This is a genomic window from Streptomyces sp. HUAS MS02, from assembly GCF_055702265.1.
Genome location: NZ_CM146747.1, coordinates 344832 through 361770, shown reverse-complemented (window position 1 = coordinate 361770; position 16939 = coordinate 344832). Strand labels below are relative to the sequence as shown.

Sequence of the window (16939 nt, the reverse complement as noted above, 5' to 3'; positions counted from 1 at the left end):
GCCGGACGCCCCGAACGCGGCGAACATGACGCGCTCCCGACTTGCCCACTGGGAAAGTCGGGAGTTAACTTTCCCTACAGGAAAGTCGAGTTGGCGCGGGAGGGCGAGCGACGTGGGCATGCCGGTGGACGCCGAACAGGCGTGGAGGGATCTGCAACGCATCCGAGTGCCGCAGGAACGGGTGTACGACGAGTTCGAGCACGCCGTGTCCGGCGGGCGCCGCATGACCTACGGCACGGCCGCGCTCATGTGGGTGTTCCTCGCCGGCGTGGGCATGGACCTGCCCCAGTGGGGCGTCGTACTGCTCGTGACCGCCTACGTCGGCCTGTTGAGCGTGCTGGTCGTGCTGAACAGCCGCAGGAGCCGGATGCAACTGCACCACACGCGCTGTCCCGGGCGCATGTGGGCCGCGTTCGGCGCGGTGGCGGTGCTGGTCGGCGGGACGATCGTGCTGGCGGACCACCTGACGGAGCCACTGGAGCCGTTCTACGCAGGCCCCCTCCAGGCCACGGCCGCGGTGGCCGTGTACCTGCTCTGCCTCGGTCCCGCCAACCGCTGGGCGGCCGACTCGGTGCGGCGCGGCGGCGAACCGGTGGCCGACGAGGAGGCGTGCCGATGAGCACCCCCGCCGGTTTCGACGAGTTGATCCACCCCGCCACCCGGCTGTCGGTGGTCGCGCTGCTCGCCGCCACCGAGTGGGCGGACTTCGCGTTCGTTCGCGACAGCCTCTCGCTCAGCGACTCCGCGCTCTCCAAACAGCTGCACACCCTGGAGGAGGCCGGCTATCTGGAGCTCCAGAAGGAGGGCGGCGGCCGCAAGCGGCGCACCCGGGTCCGGCTGACCGAGCGGGGCCGCACCGCCTTCGAGGGGCACGTCGCGGCGCTCCGGGCCATCGTCGAGGGCGCGGGTGCCCCGGTGACTTCCGAAGCACCGTCAGGGCGGCGGCACCACTCGGGGGCAGGCCGATGACGCAGGAGCACACACCCGCCCGGCCCGTCGTCCACGCGCGCGGCGTGACGATGACGTACGGCGACACGGACGTCCTCCGCGGCGTCGACCTGGACATCGACCGCGGCGAGGTCTTCGCGCTGCTGGGACCCAACGGCGCGGGGAAGACCACCACCGTCGAGATCCTGGAGGGCTTCAGGCGGCGTTCCGGCGGCGAGGTGCGCGTTCTCGGCACGGATCCGGAGCGGGGCGACGACGCGTGGCGCGGCCGGATCGGACTGGTCCTGCAGTCCTGGCGCGACCACGGCCGCTGGCGGGTCGCCGAGTTGCTCGGGCACTTCGCCGAGTACTATCCCGACCCGCGCGACCCGGCCGAACTGCTGGCCCTGGTCGGCCTCACCGAACAAGCCGGGCGACAGGTGGACCGGCTGTCGGGCGGCCAGCGCCGGCGGCTGGACGTCGCGCTCGGCATCGTCGGCCGTCCCGAACTCCTCTTCCTGGACGAGCCGACGGCCGGCTTCGACCCGGAGGCCCGGCACGAGTTCCACCTCCTGGTGGAACGGCTGGCCCGCGCCGAGGGCGTCACCGTCCTGCTCACCACCCACGACCTCGTGGAGGCCGAGCGGCTCGCCGACCGGATCGCCATGCTGGTCGGCGGCCGGATCCGGGCCTGCGGCACGCCCGCCGAACTGGCCCGGCGCGCCGCGGCCCGGGCCGAGGTCCGCTGGACGGCCGACGACGGGACGTCCCGCCGCGAACGCACCGAGGACCCCTCGCGACTGGTCTGGGAACTGCACCGGCACGCGAACGGCCCGATCGCCGATCTGGAGGTCCGCCGCCCGACGCTGGAGGACACCTACCTGCACATGGTGCGCGAGGAGGCCGACGGCACGCACGGGGCCGAGAACGTAGACGGGGACGGGGACGGGGACGGGGACGGGGACGGGGGCGCGGACACGGACACGGGCCCGGACGGAGAGGTGAGGGTCGCATGAGGAAGACACCGATGACGAACAGTCTGCGGGCCGGGATCCGGCGCGGCGGCATCGAACTGCGGCACTTCCTGCGCAACGGCAAGGAGTTGTTCAGCCACTTGACTAACGTCGCCGTGGCGCTGCTCGTCGCCGCCTTCCTCGGCGACGACGTGCCCGGCACCCGGATCCCGATGAGCCATCTGGTGCTGGCGGGCTTCGCCGCCTATCTGCTGTTCCAGGTCGGACTGATCAACCTCCCGCAGATACTCGTGACCGAGCGGGAGGAGGGCGCCCTGCTGCGGCTGCGCGCCACGCCCGGCGGGATACCGGCCTACCTCGTCGCCAAGTGCCTGTTGGTGGTCGTCGTGGCCGTGGGCACCCTGGCCCTGCTCCTGGCGGCCGGGGCGCTGGTGGTGGACGGGCCGGTGCCGAGGGGGCCGGGCGACTGGCTGACGCTGCTGTGGGTCACCACGCTCGGGCTGCTCGCTGTCGTACCGCTGGGCGCGGCCATCGGAGCCGTACTGCCCAACCCCCGCGAGGCGCTGGCGCTGATCATGCTGCCGACGATGGGGCTCCTGCTCATCTCCGGAGTGGTCTTCCCGATCACCATGCTGCCCGTCCCGGTCCAGCAGGTGGCCGCGGTCTTCCCGCTCAAGTGGATGGCGCAGGGCCTGCGTTCGGCGCTGCTCCCCGACTCGGCCCGGACCGCCGAGGTGGCCGGCTCCTGGGAACTCCCCCTGGTCGCCCTGGTGCTGACGGCCTGGGCGGTGTTCGGGTTCCTTCTCGCGGTGCCCCTGCTGCGCCGCGCAGCCCGCCGCGAGTCCGGCTCGCGTCTGTCCGCGCGCCGCCGCCGAGCGGAACGAAGCGGCGCGCCGGCCGCCTGACCGGCGTGCTCTGTGGTGGGGACACGGAGACCGTGTTGACATGTGCACGATTGATTTCTATGGTCCGGACCAAGCTTCTGCATGCGGAACGGTGTTCTTGTTCCTGAACGGACCGTCTGAATGGAAGAGGTCATCGGATGCCACGGACCAGAACCGCCCTGCTCGGTGTACTCGCCCTGCTGGCCGGACTGTTGAGCGTGCAGTTCACCGGCCCCGCCCCACGCGCGTCGGCCGCGCCGGCCGTCTTCACCCACCCCGGTGTGCTGGTGAGCCGGGGCCAGCTCGACCATGCCCGGTCGCAGGTGCAGGCGGGCCGGCAGCCGTGGAAGGCCGCGTACGACGCCATGATGGCCAGCTCCTACGCCTCGTTGTCGCGTGCCGCGAAACCGCGGCCCGTCGTGGAGTGCGGTTCGTCGTCCAACCCCAACAACGGCTGCACCGACGAGCGCCAGGACGCCATCGCGGCCTACACGCAGGCGCTCGCCTGGTACTTCACCCGGGACAGCCGGTACGCCAGGAAGTCGATCGAGATCATGGACGCCTGGTCCGCGACGATCAGGGACCACACCAACAGCAACGCCCCGCTGCAGACGGGCTGGGCGGGTTCCACCTGGCCGCGCGCCGCCGAGATCATCAAGTACACCTACGACGGCGGCTGGCCGGGCGCGGGCCGGTTCGCGACCATGCTGCGCGACGTGTACCTCCCCGAGGTGATCAACGGCGCGGCCACCAAGAACGGCAACTGGGAACTGGTCATGACCGAGGCCGCGCTGGGCATCTCCGTGTTCATCGAGGACCGCGCCGCCTACGACAAGGCCGTCCGCACCTACCTCGCCCGCGTACCGGCGTACGTCTATCTGAACGGCGACGGTGACCTGCCCGAGCCGCCCGCCGGCAGCAGCATCGACACCAGCGCCGAGATCATCAAGTACTGGCAGGGGCAGAGCACCTTCACCGACGGCCTCGCCCAGGAGACCTGCCGCGACTTCGGGCACACCGGCTGGGGCATCGCCTCCCTCGCGAACATCGCCGAGACCAGCCGGATCCAGGGCCAGGACCTCTACCCCAGGATCCAGGACCGGCTGCGCCACGCCCTCGGCTTCCACACCTCCTACGAGAACGGCACCGCCGTACCCTCCTGGCTGTGCGGCGGCTCGGTCGCCAAGGGGCTCGGCCGTGTCACCGAGGTCGCCTTCAACGCCCTCCACCACCGCCTCGGCATCACGATGTCCAACACCCAGAAATACACCGAGGCGCGCAGGCCGTCGGGCACGGACAACTACTTCAACGCCTGGGCGACGCTCACCCACGCGGGCAACCCCAACTGAGCGCTGTGCGTCGGCGGTTGACGGTCGGCCGCCTCCCACGGCGCCCGGCGGGGTGATCTACGCCTCACGAGCAACCCTCCCGGCGCGCACGGCATCTTGATCGGTGACGGGCGCCGCCCCGACTCCTTGGGGCGGCGTCGATTTTCGCGCTCTATACACGTCATGTATACGCAGAGTGTATAGAGCGCATCCACCGAAAGGGTTCCATGTACGGCAAGGCGTTCGCCCCCGAATACCAGGGCGCTCTGACCACCCTGTCCGTGAATTCCTCCCTCACCGAGGTACTGGCGGCCGGTACACGGCAGTTGAGAGAGGCCGAGAGCGTGGGGGAACACGGCGAGGCGGCCCGCTCCGGGCTCGCCGTGGCCGAGGCGCACCGTCGGCTGGGGCAGATCGGGGAGGCCGACCGGGCGTGGAAGGCGAGCTACCGTGCGGCCAGAGCGGTGGGTGACCAGGGAGCGATGGCCTGGACCCTGTGGAGCGGCGGCACGCTGGCCCGGCAACGTGGTTCGTTCGCCCTGGCCCGGCGGCTGCTCGGGCTGGCGGCCGAGATGGGCGAACGGGGCGGGGACGTCGTCGTACGCGGCTACTCCCTCGCGGGACTGGCCGAGACGGGCAGGATCCAGGGCGACTACGAGGCCGTCGCCCACCTGCACGAACAGCTGCTGGCCGAGGCCCGTCGGCGAGGGGAGGCGCGGCACACGGTGTGGGCGCTGGAGGGCATCGCGCAGATCCACCGCCAGCGGGGGTCCTACGACAGTGCCTACGCGATGTTCGAAGAGGCTGCCGCGATAGCCGAGGGCGCCGACGACCGACGCGGGCACGCCTGGGCACTGCGCGGGCTCGCCGACATCGTCTCGGCACGTGACGGTGACGTCGAGCGGGCGCTCACCCTGCTGTCGGAGGCGGAGACCGTCTGCCGGGAGATGCGGCTCTCCAGCGCGCTGGCCTACAACCACAAGATGCGCGGCAACGTCCTCTACCGCGCGGGGCGTTACGCCGAGGCGCGGGACACCTACGAGCTGGCGCTCGCGGAGTTCCGCGAGATGAGCGAGCCGCGCGGGGAAGCGCTGGCCAGGCTGGGATTGGCCAAGTCCCTCGCCCGGCTCGGCCGGAGCCACGCCGAGACCGCTGCCGAACTGGACTACCTGGTAGGGGAGTTGGACCGAATCGGGCTACGGCACGCGCGGCAGATGGTGGCGCGGGCGCGGGACGAACTCGGTCTGCGGGACCAGGCCGCAGTCGGTCCGGGCCGGCATGTCGAGCGCGCCGCACGCGGCCGGGCGGTGCGCGGCGAGCAGGCGGATCTCGGCGACGGGGCGGCTCGTCGGGCGCGGGCAGCAGATCGCGGTGTGCGGGCGGAGGTCGTACGGTGACGCCGGTCTCCTCGGCGGTGCGGGCGGCGACGGACGTCCCCCTCGTGCTGGAACGCTGCCGCGAACTGGTGCGCCCGGCGCTGGTGGAGGCCATCGGCCGGACGCACCCCTGGGTGGGCGAGATGGCCGCGTACTCCCTCGGCTGGTGCGAGGTGGGCGGAGCCCCCGCCACCGCGCCCGGGGGCAAGGGGGTGCGACAGGCACTGGCCGTGCTCGGGGCCGAGGCGGTGGGCGCCCCCGGGCGGACCGGGGTGCCCGCGGCGGTCGCGGTGGAGTTGGTGCACACCTTCTCGCTGCTGCACGACGACATCATGGACGGGGACGCGGCCCGCCGCCGTCGCCCCGCCGTGTGGAAGGCCTACGGCACGGGGCCCGCGGTGCTCGCGGGCGACGCCCTGTTCGCGCTGGCCGTCGAGACGCTCGCGGCCACCGAGGCGGGTGCCGCCGCGACACGCGTACTGTCGGTGGCGCTGGGCGACCTGGTGCACGGGCAGGCGGAGGACCTGCTGTTCGCCGCGCGCCCCTGGACGGGGCCCGAGCGGGTGCGGCCCGGGGAGTACCGGGTGATGGCCGAGCACAAGACCGGGGCGCTGCTCGGCAGCGCGGCCGCGCTCGGCGCGCTGCTCGGCGGTGGCAGGCCGCCCGTCGTCTCGGCGCTCGACCGGGTCGGCCGCCGTCTCGGCCTCGCGTTCCAGATCGTCGACGACGTGCTGGGTATCTGGGGCGACCCCGACGTCACCGGCAAACCCGTGCACGGCGATCTGCGGGAAGGCAAGAAGACCTTCCCCGTCCTCGCCGCGCTCGACTCCCCGTCCTCCGCGGCGCGACGGCTGGCCGTGCTGCTGCGGTCGGGGGGCGATCCGCGGGAGGCGGCCGAGCTCGTCGAGGCGGCGGGCGGCCGGACGGCGGCGCTGGACGAGGCACGGGCTCACATCGCCGCCGCGGAGGCCGCGCTGGCCGACGTCTCGTCGGAGGGCGGGGCCGCGGACGAACTACGGGCGCTGTCGGCGTACCTGGTACGACGCGACCTCTGAGGAGCGGGCCCGTTTACGTCGGCTTCCCTCGGCTTCCCTCGGCGTCCGCCGGCCCCCGGCCGGACAGGTGCGAACGCGTTCGCGTCGCGTCCGTCCTGCCGGGGCGCCCAGCTCGGCCACACTGACCGCCGCGCCTTCTCCACGCGTGACGGTTAACCGTGGGGATACGGGTACACGGGGCGGCATGACGCCGAGAGAAGACCACCTGATGCCGCCGCCCGCCGTGCGGCAACTCCGCAGGATCCGCACCTTCTACGGGACCGCAGCCTTCCTGTGGGCGGTGTCGGCGCTCGCGGAGGGGTGGACGCGTCCCGGGAGCCGGCCCATGTGGGCGTCCGTGCTCCTTCTGGTGGTCTTCACCGGGCTGTGGTCCGTGACCTCCCTCTGGTTACGGCGTCACCGGACCGCCGAGGCGGGCCAGACGGCGCGGCAAGGGGCCGCGGCCGCCGTCGGGGACGGTCCACAGGGTCTGGCCCCTGACGCCCCATCGCTCCAGCAGCGCGTTGGCGGCGAGGAATCCGCTGGTGGCCGCCCGCTCCATGAGGGCGACCGGGAGACCGGTGCGGACCAGATCGCCGGCCACCACCAGAGCGGGGTCGCTGGTGCGCACCGTGGGCCGGTCGCCGTACCCGCCGACTGAGAACAGGGGGCAGTCGGCCCGCCACTCGTGCCGTTCGTCCAGCACCGTCGCCGCACGCGTCTCGGGGTACACCCGGTGCAACTGCTCCAGCAGACGCTTCTGTTCGACGTCGTGGGGCGTGCGGTCCGACAGGGCGTAGGCGTGCAGTTCCACGACGGACCCGCCGGTGCGGGCGGCCCAGCGCGCGGCCTCGCCCTCCCAGCGTTCGAGCACGCTGACGTTGTCGAGCGTGCCGTAGCCGGCCGTGCCCAGGAAGCCGGGACGCTCGGCGGCGACGGGGCGGTCCAGCCACAGACGGGAGACCAGGAAGGGCGGCGCGCTCCGTAGCGCCGCCACCCGCTCGCGCCAGGCGGCGTCCGCCAGCCGCGGGGAGCCTTGGACGAGGGAACGAAGGCCCCCCGTGTCCAGGGCCAGGACCACCGCGTCGTAACGCCGTTCCTCCTGGCCGGCGACGAGGAAGCCGCCGTCGGGCGTGGGCTCGACCGCCTCGACCGGGGTCCCGGTGCGCAGGTCGGCGCCGTGGCCGCGCAGATAGCCGGCGAGGGGGTCCCACAGGGCGGTGGGGAAGGGCTCGCCGGGGACGTCGAACAGGAGTCCTTCCGCCGAGCCGAGGAAGTAGATGTGGAACATGAGGACCATCTCGGCCGCTGACAGTTCGCGCGGGTCGGCGAAGAAACTGCGGGAGAACACCTCGAACGCGAGGTGCTGCGCGGCCTCGGGGAAGCGGATCGCGTCGAGGAAGTCGCGCGCGCTGACGTCGTCGAGACGGGTGTGGACCTCGGGGACCCGCACGTCCAGGAGGGGCAGCGCGGCGACCGGGTTCATACGGAACAGGTCCCGGAGGCCGAAGGAGGGGCTCAGGGCGACGAATCCCAGCGCGCTCCACGGCGGGGTGCGCGGGACGCGGCGGAAACTGTCGTACATTCCGTCGGCGTGTCGCAGAGGGTAGTCCGGCAGGCCCCGTAGACGGGTCAGGCCGGGGTCGGTCCGCCGCAGCAGTCCGCGCAGGTTGTAGTACTGGCGGAAGAACGCGTGGAAGCCGCGGCTCATGGTGACGGTGGTCCCGTCGGACAGCACGGTCGGCCAACCGGCCAGACGTCCGCCGAGGGTCGCCTCCCGTTCGTGGAGGGTGACCCGCACACCGCGTTCCGCGAGCGCCGTCGCGGCCGCCAGTCCGGCGATGCCGCCCCCGACGACAGCGGTCGTCGGGGGCCGCTCGCCCATGAAGCGCGGGGCGCCCGGCACCGGGTTCATCCTGCGGATCCGGCGGTCCCTGCCCGGCCTCAGCGGGTCGCTTCCCCGGCGGGCCCTCATCGGCCGTCCTCCGCCGTGGCCGGCCGGCGGGCGACGATCGTGTGCGCGATGCCCGTCTGCCAGCCGGGCAGGGGCAGGGCCCGCACGGCCTCGAAGCCGTGGGAGCGGAGCCGGGCGGCGAAATCGTCGGCGGTGTCGAACTCCACGACGCTGCGCCACAGATGGCGGTAGAGGCCGCCGTCGCCGAGGACGGTCGCGACAGGCAGGACCAGGCCGCGGCAGACGGCCGTCCACACAGCGCGGTCGACGGGCCGGCCGCTGAGTGTGTACTCGTGCACCGCCAGGCGGCCCCCGGGAGCCAGGACGTCGCGCACGGTCGACAGGACGGCGTCGGGATCGGTGACGTTCCGGAAGAGATAGGCGGCGAACACCGCGTCGAACGGCCCTTCCACACCGGCCTCCGCCAGCCGTTCGGCGGGCGCGTGCACGAAGTTCACCCCCTCGCGCCACTGCTTGCGGGCCGCGCGCTCCAGCATGCCCGCCGAGGCGTCCACGGCGGTGATCTCGGCCTCGGGGAGGACGGCGGTGAGCGCGGCGGTGGACGCGCCGGTCCCGCAGCCGAGGTCGAGGACACGCAGACCGGCCCCCCACGCGGGGAGTCCGAGACGGCGCGCCGAGCGGCGCAACTGGCCGTGATAGCCGGGATTGGCGGACACCAGAGTGTCGTAGCTGCGCGAGGCGTGGTCGAACGCGGCGGCCAGGTCCTCGTCGCGGAGCAGCGTCATGGGATCTCCTCGGTCGGGTGCACGGAAGGTCGCCGTGCCGGTCATGGGCGACCGGGGTCGCGGTCGGGGAACGGCTCGCCGGAGCAGGGCAGTTCTGCGGGGGAGGGCCGGTCGGTGGAGAAGGGCTGTTCCGCCGACGAAGGCCGATCTGTGGGGGAGGCCGGCTCGGTGGGGGCGAGGTGTTCGGCGGGGACGCGGGGCAGCCAGGACAGCTCCGCCGCGGAGCGGAGCATCGGCAGCACGGGCGTGCGCAGGCCGAGGGCGAGGTCCTCGTGCAGGCGTGTCTCCCCGTCCAGGAACCGCAGCAGCCGTTCCGCCGGAACCCGCGAGAACAGCCGGGTGAAGAACGCGGCGCCGTCGACACGGCCGCTGTCCAGCGCCCTCAGCAGCACCGCGTCCATCGCACGCGAACGGGCCGTGTGGGCCGGGGGAGGCACGGGGTTCCGGCCGGCGCGGAGCGCGGCGGCGATCGCTCGGGTCTGCCGCTGGATCGCGGAGAAGGTGTAGCCGGTGGAGGGCCGAGTGGCGCCTCCCGCCGTACCGATGCGGAACACCGAAGGGCCCGTCCGGCGGTCGAAACGCGCGTCGGTCATCGGGATGACCCCGCTCTCCGTTGCGACGACCTCGAAGCCGCGCAGCCCCAGCACGTCCTCGCTGTAGCGACGCAGCGCGGCGTCGTAGGCGTCGCGGGGCAGGACGGCCCGGGAGAACTCGGTGTACTCCACCAGCGCCCGGCGGCTGTCGGTGGGCAGGACATAGCCGAAGGCGAGCCCGCCCGGTGGCTGCGGTACCCGGAAGTCCATGAACTCCACCGTTTCGTGGTCGAACACCGGTCGAGGGGCGCGGACGAACCAGCCGCGGAAGTGCTGCAACAGGGTGGTGCGGGCGGGGGGCAGGCTCCCGAGGGGCCGGGAGTCGAAGACCCAGCGGACGCGGACGGTCAGCGGGGTGCCCTGACCGGACCGGGCGCGGATCTCGGCTCCCCCGGGGACGCCGTCCACCGTCTCGACGGCCGCTTCCAGCCGGCGGACCTCGTCGCCGCGGGCCAGTTCGCGGGTGACGAGGTCCTCGAAGTCGTCGGAGCGGAGCATCTTGTAGGTCAGGGGCGCGATGTCGTGCTGGAGGACGCGGCCCTCGGGGGTGCGCGTCCGCAGCCGCCGCCAGACGGCGCTGAGGGCCGCGTCGTACGGGCCGGGCCCGTTCTCCCAGAAGCACCAGGTGCGGCTCGGGGGACGCAGCGGGCCGGGAGGCGCGTCCAGCAGGATCACCGAGAGGCGGGGTTCGCCGGGGGCGCGTCGTGACAGACGGTGGGCGAGGGACAGTCCGGCCGCCCCCGCGCCGACAATGGCCACATCAGCTTCCAGCACGTGCCGCTCCCTCCTCGTGGTGGCCCTCCGCAAGCTTTCCGCCTCGGGGGCCGCCTCGGCGACAGGCTCGACGGACGGGGAGCGGTTCGCCAGGTCCCCGAACTCCAGATCGATCGCGTCGATTCCGCATCGATTCCCGTGTCGGCCGAGCCCGCCGCAGGGCGGGCCGGCCGTATCGACTCCCGTTTCACGCCAAGGCGTCCGGGACGTCCGGGACGCCCGGGACGCCTTCCTCCCGCAGGCGGTGACTCAGGCGCCGCAGCCCGCGCCGCGCATGGCTCTTGACGGTCCCCAGCGGCCAGCCGGTGACCTCGGCGATCTGCGTCTGTGTCAGGTCGTCGTAGAAGGCGAGGGTGAGCACCAGGCGCTGGGGGGCCGGGATCCGGGTGAACTCCCGGCTGATCAAGACCCGGTCGAGCACGGCGTCGGGCAGCGAGTCCGGGTTGACGGGCGCCTCGGTCAGGCGCGCCCCGGCCGCCGCCACGAGTTCGGCCCGCCGCGTCCGCGCCGCCAGGGCGTCGGCGATCTTGCGTCGGGTGATGCCGACGAGCCAGGCACCCAGGGGGCCGCGCTCCGGGGCGTACCCGGCGCGTCCGCGCCAGGCGGCGAGGAAGACCGACTGCCGGACGTCCTCCGCCTCGCGGGCGTCGCCGAGGGAGCGCCGGGCCAGAGTGAACACCAGGGGGCCCCACCGGTGGTAGGCGGCGGTCAGGCTGCCCTCGTCCCCCGCGACGAAACCGGCGGCCAGGTCCTCGCCCGCGGGGGAGTCGTCCGCCGGGGTCCGGGGCGGTACGCCGTCATGGGTGTGCCTGGTGGCCTGCTGCGCAGTCATGGCGGTCATCGCGGTCATGGCAGTCATGGCAGTCATGGCGTCTGCTCCTTGTGCGGGCTGTGGTCCGTCGGGTCCCACGGGGTGACGGACGGACTGCGGGGCACCCGTCCCGTTCGAACCGGCTCGCGCGCCGGCCGCTGCGACTCCTCCACCCTGCGAGGGCGGACCGAAGGGAGACAACTTGCATCGCCTGTGCAGCGCTTTGCGTCGTACCGCGTCGCTTCGCAGCGGTGCGCGTCGCTTCACATCGCTTCGCCGGCGCGCCCGCCGCGCTGTCGCGCGCGCCGGGCGCGCCGGGCGCGCCGGGTGCTCATCGCGAACCGGCCGCACCTTTTCACTCCTCCGGCGCATCCGTGCGCGCCTCTGCCACGGAAGGCGTTGAAGCAGACACCGCTGTTGCCGGCGACGGAAGGAACCCTGATGGGCCCCAGCGACGCGAAGGAACACCCCGCGGCAGCGTCACCGCCCGGATCCGGTGAGGAGGACCCCTCAACCGTGCCGGCGGACGACGCGTGCGGTCCGCACGCCGTCGACCGCGGGCCGCAGGCCGTCGACCGCGACGTCCCCGGGGCCGTACGACGTGTACTGGAGGGTCTGCTGGCGGAGCGCACCGAGCGGGCCGCCGCGCTCGACCCGGTCTTCGCGGGGGATCTGGCCGAGCGCGTGGCACGCTTCGCCCTGGACGGAGGCAAGCTCACGCGGCCGCGCTTCGTCTGGTGGGCCCTGCGCGCATGTGGGGGAGGGGCCGCCGAGACGGAGGCCGCTCTGCGGATCGGCGCAGCGCTCGAACTCATCCAGACCTGCGCGCTGGTCCACGACGACGTCATGGACGGCTCCCGGCTGCGCCGCGGCCGACTCGCCCTGCACGCCGACATCGCCGCGCAGTACGCCGACGTCACGGAGCCGGCCCACGGGACGCGGGAGACGCGTTTCGGGGAGGCCGCGGCCATCCTCGCCGGCGATCTGGCCCTGGCCTGGGCGGACGACATCGTGGCGGCCACCAGGGCGACACCGGCCGCCGAGCACGCCGTGCGCGAGCTGTGGAGCACCATGCGCACCGAGATGGTGGCCGGTCAGTACCTGGACATCCAGGGCCAGGCGACCTCCTCCAGGTCCCTGGCCCGCGCGATCCGCGCCGCCTGCCTGAAGAGCGCCCTGTACTCGGTGGAGCGACCCCTGGCCCTCGGGGCGGCGCTGGCGGGCGCGGACGCCGCGCGGACCCGGGCCCTGTGCTCGGCCGGCCGCTGCGTCGGCATCGCCTTCCAGCTCCGGGACGACCTCGGCGACGTCTTCGGCGGTCCCCGGCACGTCGGCAAACCCACCGGGGGCGACATCCGGGCCGGCAAGCCCACCTACCTGGTCGCCGTGGCACAGGCCCGGGCCGAGGCGGCCGACGACCGCCACGCCCTCGCCGTACTGGGGCGTTCCCTCGGCCGGGCCGATCTGCCGGAGCACCGTCTCGCCGAGGTCCGCGACGTCCTGGTCCGCACCGGCGCGCGCGACATCGTCGAGGCGAAGATCGAGCGTCTCGTCGCCCAGGGCCTGCGTCACCTGGAGTCCGCCCCACTGGAGGCCGAAGGCCGACTGCGCCTTCGGGAACTCCTGCACACCACGGCAGGTGCCCCAGCACCGCCGCCTCCCTCCTCCGCCGCCCACGGCCCCTTGGACGGCGTGCCGGTCTCGCTGCTGCTGGGCGCCGTCGAAGGGGCCGCCCGATGACCAGGACCGTTCCCGGGCGCACGGACCACGTGGTGGTCGTCGGCGCCGGACTCTCCGGCCTGGCGGCCACCCTGCACCTGCTCGGAGCCGGCCGCAGGGTCACCCTCGTCGAGCGCGACCCGCTGCCCGGCGGCCGCGCCGGACGCCTGGAGCGCGGCGGCTACCGCATCGACACCGGCCCCACCGTGCTGACCATGCCCGAGCTCGCCGACGAGGCCTTCGCCGCGGTCGGCGCGACCCTGCGCGACCGCGTCGACCTCATCCCCCTGCACCCGGCCTACCGGGCCCTGTTCGCCGACGGCAGCGGCCTCGACGTCCACACCGACGCCGACGCCATGGAGGCGGAGGTCGAACGCTTCGCGGGCGCCGAGGAGGCCGCGGGCTACCGGCGGCTGCGCGGCTGGCTGGAGCGGCTGTACCGGGCGCAGATGAGACGCTTCATCGACACCAACTTCGACTCCCCCTTCCAGCTGCTCACCCCGGACCTCGCGCGGCTAGCCGCGCTCGGCGGCTTCGGACGGCTGGACGCCGGCATCGGCCGCCATCTGCGCGACGAACGCCTGCGCCGGGTCTTCTCCTTCCAGGCGCTCTACGCGGGCGTCCCGCCGGCGCGTGCCCTCGCCGCCTACGCCGTGATCGCCTACATGGACACCGTGGCCGGCGTGTACTTCCCCCGCGGCGGGATGCACGCCCTGCCGCAGGCCATGGCGGACGCCGCCGCCGAAGCGGGCGCGGACCTGCGGTTCGGGCGGGACGTCACCCGGCTGGAACGCTCCGGCGACCGCGTCACCGCCGTGGTCACCGCACATGAGCGCATCCCGTGCGACGCCGTCGTCCTCACCCCCGATCTGCCCGTGGCCTACGCCCTGCTGGGCCGCCCGCCGCGCCGCCCGCTGCGGATCAGACACGCGCCGTCGGCCGTCGTCCTGCACGCCGGCGCCGACCGGACCTGGCCGCAACTCGCCCACCACACCCTGTCCTTCGGCACCGCGTGGCGACGCACCTTCGACGAACTCACCCGCACCGGAAGCCTGATGAGCGACCCGTCCCTGCTGATCACCCGCCCGACCGCCACCGACCCGACGCTCGCCCCGCCCGGCCACCACCTGCACTACATCCTCGCGCCCTGCCCCAACACCGACATCGGACCGGACGCCGCCGCATGGGGCGACCTGGCTCCCCGCTACCGCGACAGCATCCTGCGGGAGCTGGAACGCCGCGGCTTCGACGGCCTCGCCGACGCCGTCGAGGAGCAGGCGCTCGTCACCCCGGCCGACTGGCACGCCCAGGGCCACGCGGCGGGCACCCCCTTCTCCGCCGCCCACACCTTCGCGCAGACCGGCCCGTTCCGGCCGCGCAACCTCGTACGCGGCACCGCCAACGCCGTACTCGCCGGCTGCGGCACCACCCCCGGCGTGGGCGTGCCGACAGTCCTGCTGTCCGGCAAGCTCGCCGCCGCCCGCATCACCGGCCGACACGCGACCCCCGTCCCCAGACGTCGGCGCACCGCGTCGGCCGCACCGGAAGGAACCCCCTCATGACCGCCCGCGAACTCGACGCGGCGGGCATCACCGGCCCGGTGCTGCGCGACGCCTACACACGCTGCCGCCGCCTCAACGCCCGGCACGGCAGGACCTACTTCCTCGCCACCCGGCTGCTGCCCGTGGAACGCCGCCCCGCCGTGCACGCGCTCTACGGCTTCGCCCGCTGGGCCGACGACATCGTCGACTCCCTGGACACCGACGCGCCCGCGCACCACCGCGCGGCGGACCTCGCGCTCCTCCACGAAGGGCTGGAACGAGGACTGCGCGACGCCCACGCCCGAACCGACGCCCACGCCCGGACCGACAGCCAGGGCATCGGCGACGGCATCGGCAACGAGCCGGTCGTCCTCGCGCTCGCCGACACGGCCCGCCGGTACGCCATCGACCACCGGCACTTCAGCGACTTCATGGCCTCCATGCGCAGCGACCTGGAGGTCACCGACTACCCGACCTACGACGACCTGCGCACCTACATGCACGGCTCCGCCGCCGTGATCGGGCTGCAGATGCTGCCGATCCTCGGCACGGTGGTCCCGCGCGAGGAGGCCGCCCCGCACGCGGCCGCCCTCGGGGTGGCCTTCCAGCTGACCAACTTCCTGCGGGACGTCGGCGAGGACCTCGACCGGGGCCGCCTCTACCTGCCCGCCGATCTGCTGAGCGCGCACGGAGTGGACCGGGAACTGCTGTCGTGGAGCCGCCGCACCGGCCGGCGCGACGGGCGGATCACCGAGGCACTGCGGGCCTTCGAGGACCTCACCCGTGGCGTCTACCGCGAGGCGGCCCCGGGCCTCGCCCTGCTCGACCCCGTCTCACGCCCCTGCATCCGCACCGCGTTCGTGCTGTACGGGGGCATCCTGGACGCCGTCGCCCGCGACGGCTACGCGGTGCTGCACCGCCGGGCCGTGGTCCCCCGCCGACGGCGCGCAGCGGTGGCCGTCGACGGACTCGTACGCCTGACGGCGGCACGCGCGGCGGCGGCACGGGCGGCGCGCGCCGGGGCACGGCGCCCGGGACCGCGGCAGCCGGACACCGTGCCCGCCGCGCCCGCCTCCGGACATGAGCCGACCGCCGTCACCGCCCCGCCCCACCCGCTCCACGAGGAGGTCGCGTGAGCCCCCGACGCCCCGACCGCGGCCGCCGCCGGTATCCCCTGTCCCTGAACCGCGACCCGGTGCCCTGGGAACGCCAGCGGCCGACCTGGCGCGAGGCCCGCCCGGCCGTGATCGCCGAGGCCCTCAAGCGCGCGCAGGCCCGCCCGTCGGGCAACTGGTACGTCGTCGGCGCGACCCGGGACGTCCGGGACGACCGTCCGCTCGCCCGGACGATCGCGGGCCGGGAGATCGTCGTCTGGCGCGCCGCGGACGGCCGTCTGGTCGCCGGGCCCGGCGTCTGCCCCCATCTGGGCGCGCCGCTGAAGGACAGCCCGGTGCGCTGCGGCACCCTCCTGTGCCACTGGCACGGACTCGCCCTGTCCGGCGCCCCGTTCGCGGGCTGGGAGCCGCTGCCCGCGTACGACGACGGTGTGCTGGTCTGGGTACGCCTGGACGACGTGGGCGGCGAGTCGCCTCTCGAAGCACCCGTGGTGCCGGTACGGCCGGACCGCGCGGCCTCGCTGTCGGCGGTCTACGTCGGCGTCGGCGTCTGCGAGCCGGAGGACGTGGTCGCCAACCGGCTGGATCCGTGGCACGGCGCCTGGTTCCACCCGTACTCCTTCGTCGATCTGACCGTCGTCGACGCGCCCGCAGGGGAGGAGGACGGGTTCACGGTCGACGTGTCCTTCAGGCTCACCGGGCGACTCGTCGTGCCAGTGCGGGCGGTGTTCACCGCGCCCGAGCCGCGCACGGTCGTCATGCGGATCACCGAGGGCGAGGGCGAGGGCTCGGTGGTGGAGACCCATGCGACACCGCTCGCTCCCGACGATCGGGGCCGGCCCCGGACAGCCGTCGTGGAGGCCGTCGTGGCCGCCTCGGACCGGCCCGGGTTCGCCTTGGCCCGCAAGGCGGCGCCGCTGCTGCGACCGCTCGTACGAGCTGCCGCGGGCCGCCTGTGGCGCGACGACCTGGCCTACGCGGAGCGGCGCTGGCACCTGCGTTCCACGGGCCGCTTTCCGGGGTGAACTCGGACTCCGTGCGCGCATCCGTTCGGCCATGTCCGCCGGAAGACAAGCCGTGCGGGCGGCCCGTGGCTCGGGCGGCCCTGGCTCGGGCGGCTCGTGGCTCGGGCGGCTCGTGGCTCACGCAGGGTGTGGAAGGAG

The 16939-nt window shown here is 73.9% G+C and carries 15 protein-coding genes; 11 read left to right on the top strand and 4 right to left on the bottom strand.

Features of this window, described 5'->3' with window-relative positions; genetic code table 11:
* Positions 1 to 118 precede the first annotated feature (118 nt).
* The 7 genes from ACZ9QC_RS01620 to ACZ9QC_RS01590 all read left to right on the top strand — a co-directional run bounded on the left by ACZ9QC_RS01620 (position 119) and on the right by ACZ9QC_RS01590 (position 6544).
* A complete protein-coding gene (locus tag ACZ9QC_RS01620; RefSeq protein ID WP_472921978.1) occupies positions 119 to 619 on the top strand; it encodes a hypothetical protein in 501 nt (166 codons plus the stop codon).
* On the top strand, positions 616 to 969 hold the full coding sequence (locus tag ACZ9QC_RS01615) for a transcriptional regulator (protein ID WP_472918424.1): 354 nt from the start codon (positions 616 to 618) through the stop codon (positions 967 to 969). The genes ACZ9QC_RS01620 and ACZ9QC_RS01615 overlap by 4 nt, the downstream gene beginning before the upstream one ends.
* Complete coding sequence (locus ACZ9QC_RS01610) at positions 966 to 1943, top strand: ABC transporter ATP-binding protein (RefSeq protein ID WP_472918423.1); 978 nt, start codon at positions 966 to 968, stop codon at positions 1941 to 1943. Before ACZ9QC_RS01615 ends, ACZ9QC_RS01610 begins: the two co-directional genes overlap by 4 nt.
* A gap of 11 nt (positions 1944 to 1954) precedes the next feature.
* Entirely contained in the window at positions 1955 to 2806 is an 852-nt protein-coding gene (locus tag ACZ9QC_RS01605; protein WP_472918422.1) for an ABC transporter permease, read from the top strand.
* Positions 2807 to 2943: 137 nt separating this feature from the next.
* The gene (locus tag ACZ9QC_RS01600; RefSeq protein WP_472918421.1) at positions 2944 to 4134 is read left to right on the top strand and encodes an alginate lyase family protein; all 1191 of its coding nucleotides are present in this window, start codon (positions 2944 to 2946) and stop codon (positions 4132 to 4134) included.
* 206 nt (positions 4135 to 4340) lie between these two features.
* The gene (locus ACZ9QC_RS01595; RefSeq protein WP_472918420.1) at positions 4341 to 5510 is read left to right on the top strand and encodes a tetratricopeptide repeat protein; all 1170 of its coding nucleotides are present in this window, start codon (positions 4341 to 4343) and stop codon (positions 5508 to 5510) included.
* The gene (locus tag ACZ9QC_RS01590) at positions 5507 to 6544 is read left to right on the top strand and encodes a polyprenyl synthetase family protein (RefSeq protein ID WP_472918419.1); all 1038 of its coding nucleotides are present in this window, start codon (positions 5507 to 5509) and stop codon (positions 6542 to 6544) included. The genes ACZ9QC_RS01595 and ACZ9QC_RS01590 overlap by 4 nt, the downstream gene beginning before the upstream one ends.
* 388 nt (positions 6545 to 6932) lie before the next feature.
* Here ACZ9QC_RS01590 and ACZ9QC_RS01585 read toward each other — a convergent pair whose 3' ends face one another.
* The 4 genes from ACZ9QC_RS01585 to ACZ9QC_RS01570 form a co-directional block, all read right to left on the bottom strand.
* The gene (locus ACZ9QC_RS01585; protein ID WP_472918418.1) at positions 6933 to 8438 is read right to left on the bottom strand and encodes an FAD-dependent oxidoreductase; all 1506 of its coding nucleotides are present in this window, start codon (positions 8436 to 8438) and stop codon (positions 6933 to 6935) included.
* Between the two features lie 56 nt (positions 8439 to 8494).
* Positions 8495 to 9223, bottom strand: coding sequence for a class I SAM-dependent methyltransferase (locus tag ACZ9QC_RS01580; RefSeq protein ID WP_472918417.1), 729 nt, complete (start codon positions 9221 to 9223; stop codon positions 8495 to 8497).
* A gap of 41 nt (positions 9224 to 9264) precedes the next feature.
* Entirely contained in the window at positions 9265 to 10590 is a 1326-nt protein-coding gene (locus ACZ9QC_RS01575; protein ID WP_472918416.1) for a lycopene cyclase family protein, read from the bottom strand.
* 187 nt (positions 10591 to 10777) lie between these two features.
* Complete coding sequence (locus ACZ9QC_RS01570) at positions 10778 to 11422, bottom strand: RNA polymerase sigma factor (RefSeq protein ID WP_472921977.1); 645 nt, start codon at positions 11420 to 11422, stop codon at positions 10778 to 10780.
* A gap of 420 nt (positions 11423 to 11842) precedes the next feature.
* Between ACZ9QC_RS01570 and ACZ9QC_RS01565 the strand changes: the two genes are divergently transcribed.
* From ACZ9QC_RS01565 to ACZ9QC_RS01550, 4 genes are read left to right on the top strand one after another with little or no spacing between them, the layout of a single operon-like run.
* Positions 11843 to 13141: a polyprenyl synthetase family protein gene (locus tag ACZ9QC_RS01565; protein ID WP_472918415.1), complete on the top strand. Its 1299-nt coding sequence runs from the start codon at positions 11843 to 11845 to the stop codon at positions 13139 to 13141.
* Positions 13138 to 14682, top strand: coding sequence for a phytoene desaturase family protein (crtI, locus tag ACZ9QC_RS01560; RefSeq protein WP_472918414.1), 1545 nt, complete (start codon positions 13138 to 13140; stop codon positions 14680 to 14682). The genes ACZ9QC_RS01565 and crtI overlap by 4 nt, the downstream gene beginning before the upstream one ends.
* Positions 14679 to 15797, top strand: coding sequence for a phytoene/squalene synthase family protein (locus ACZ9QC_RS01555; RefSeq protein WP_472918413.1), 1119 nt, complete (start codon positions 14679 to 14681; stop codon positions 15795 to 15797). The genes crtI and ACZ9QC_RS01555 overlap by 4 nt, the downstream gene beginning before the upstream one ends.
* Positions 15794 to 16801, top strand: coding sequence for a DUF5914 domain-containing protein (locus tag ACZ9QC_RS01550; protein ID WP_472918412.1), 1008 nt, complete (start codon positions 15794 to 15796; stop codon positions 16799 to 16801). The genes ACZ9QC_RS01555 and ACZ9QC_RS01550 overlap by 4 nt, the downstream gene beginning before the upstream one ends.
* Positions 16802 to 16939 lie beyond the last annotated feature (138 nt).

What these genes read in the sequence shown, in the direction of transcription:
- ACZ9QC_RS01620 (WP_472921978.1), top strand. Translation starts at nt 119, where the DNA reads ATGCCGGTGGACGCCGAACAGGCGTGGAGGGATCTGCAACGCATCCGA.
- ACZ9QC_RS01615 (WP_472918424.1), top strand. Translation starts at nt 616, where the DNA reads ATGAGCACCCCCGCCGGTTTCGACGAGTTGATCCACCCCGCCACCCGG.
- ACZ9QC_RS01610 (WP_472918423.1), top strand. Translation starts at nt 966, where the DNA reads ATGACGCAGGAGCACACACCCGCCCGGCCCGTCGTCCACGCGCGCGGC.
- ACZ9QC_RS01605 (WP_472918422.1), top strand. Translation starts at nt 1,955, where the DNA reads ATGACGAACAGTCTGCGGGCCGGGATCCGGCGCGGCGGCATCGAACTG.
- ACZ9QC_RS01600 (WP_472918421.1), top strand. Translation starts at nt 2,944, where the DNA reads ATGCCACGGACCAGAACCGCCCTGCTCGGTGTACTCGCCCTGCTGGCC.
- ACZ9QC_RS01595 (WP_472918420.1), top strand. Translation starts at nt 4,341, where the DNA reads ATGTACGGCAAGGCGTTCGCCCCCGAATACCAGGGCGCTCTGACCACC.
- ACZ9QC_RS01585 (WP_472918418.1), bottom strand. Translation starts at nt 8,438, where the DNA reads ATGAACCCGGTGCCGGGCGCCCCGCGCTTCATGGGCGAGCGGCCCCCG.
- ACZ9QC_RS01580 (WP_472918417.1), bottom strand. Translation starts at nt 9,223, where the DNA reads ATGACGCTGCTCCGCGACGAGGACCTGGCCGCCGCGTTCGACCACGCC.
- ACZ9QC_RS01570 (WP_472921977.1), bottom strand. Translation starts at nt 11,422, where the DNA reads ATGACTGCGCAGCAGGCCACCAGGCACACCCATGACGGCGTACCGCCC.
- ACZ9QC_RS01565 (WP_472918415.1), top strand. Translation starts at nt 11,843, where the DNA reads ATGGGCCCCAGCGACGCGAAGGAACACCCCGCGGCAGCGTCACCGCCC.
- crtI (WP_472918414.1), top strand. Translation starts at nt 13,138, where the DNA reads ATGACCAGGACCGTTCCCGGGCGCACGGACCACGTGGTGGTCGTCGGC.
- ACZ9QC_RS01555 (WP_472918413.1), top strand. Translation starts at nt 14,679, where the DNA reads ATGACCGCCCGCGAACTCGACGCGGCGGGCATCACCGGCCCGGTGCTG.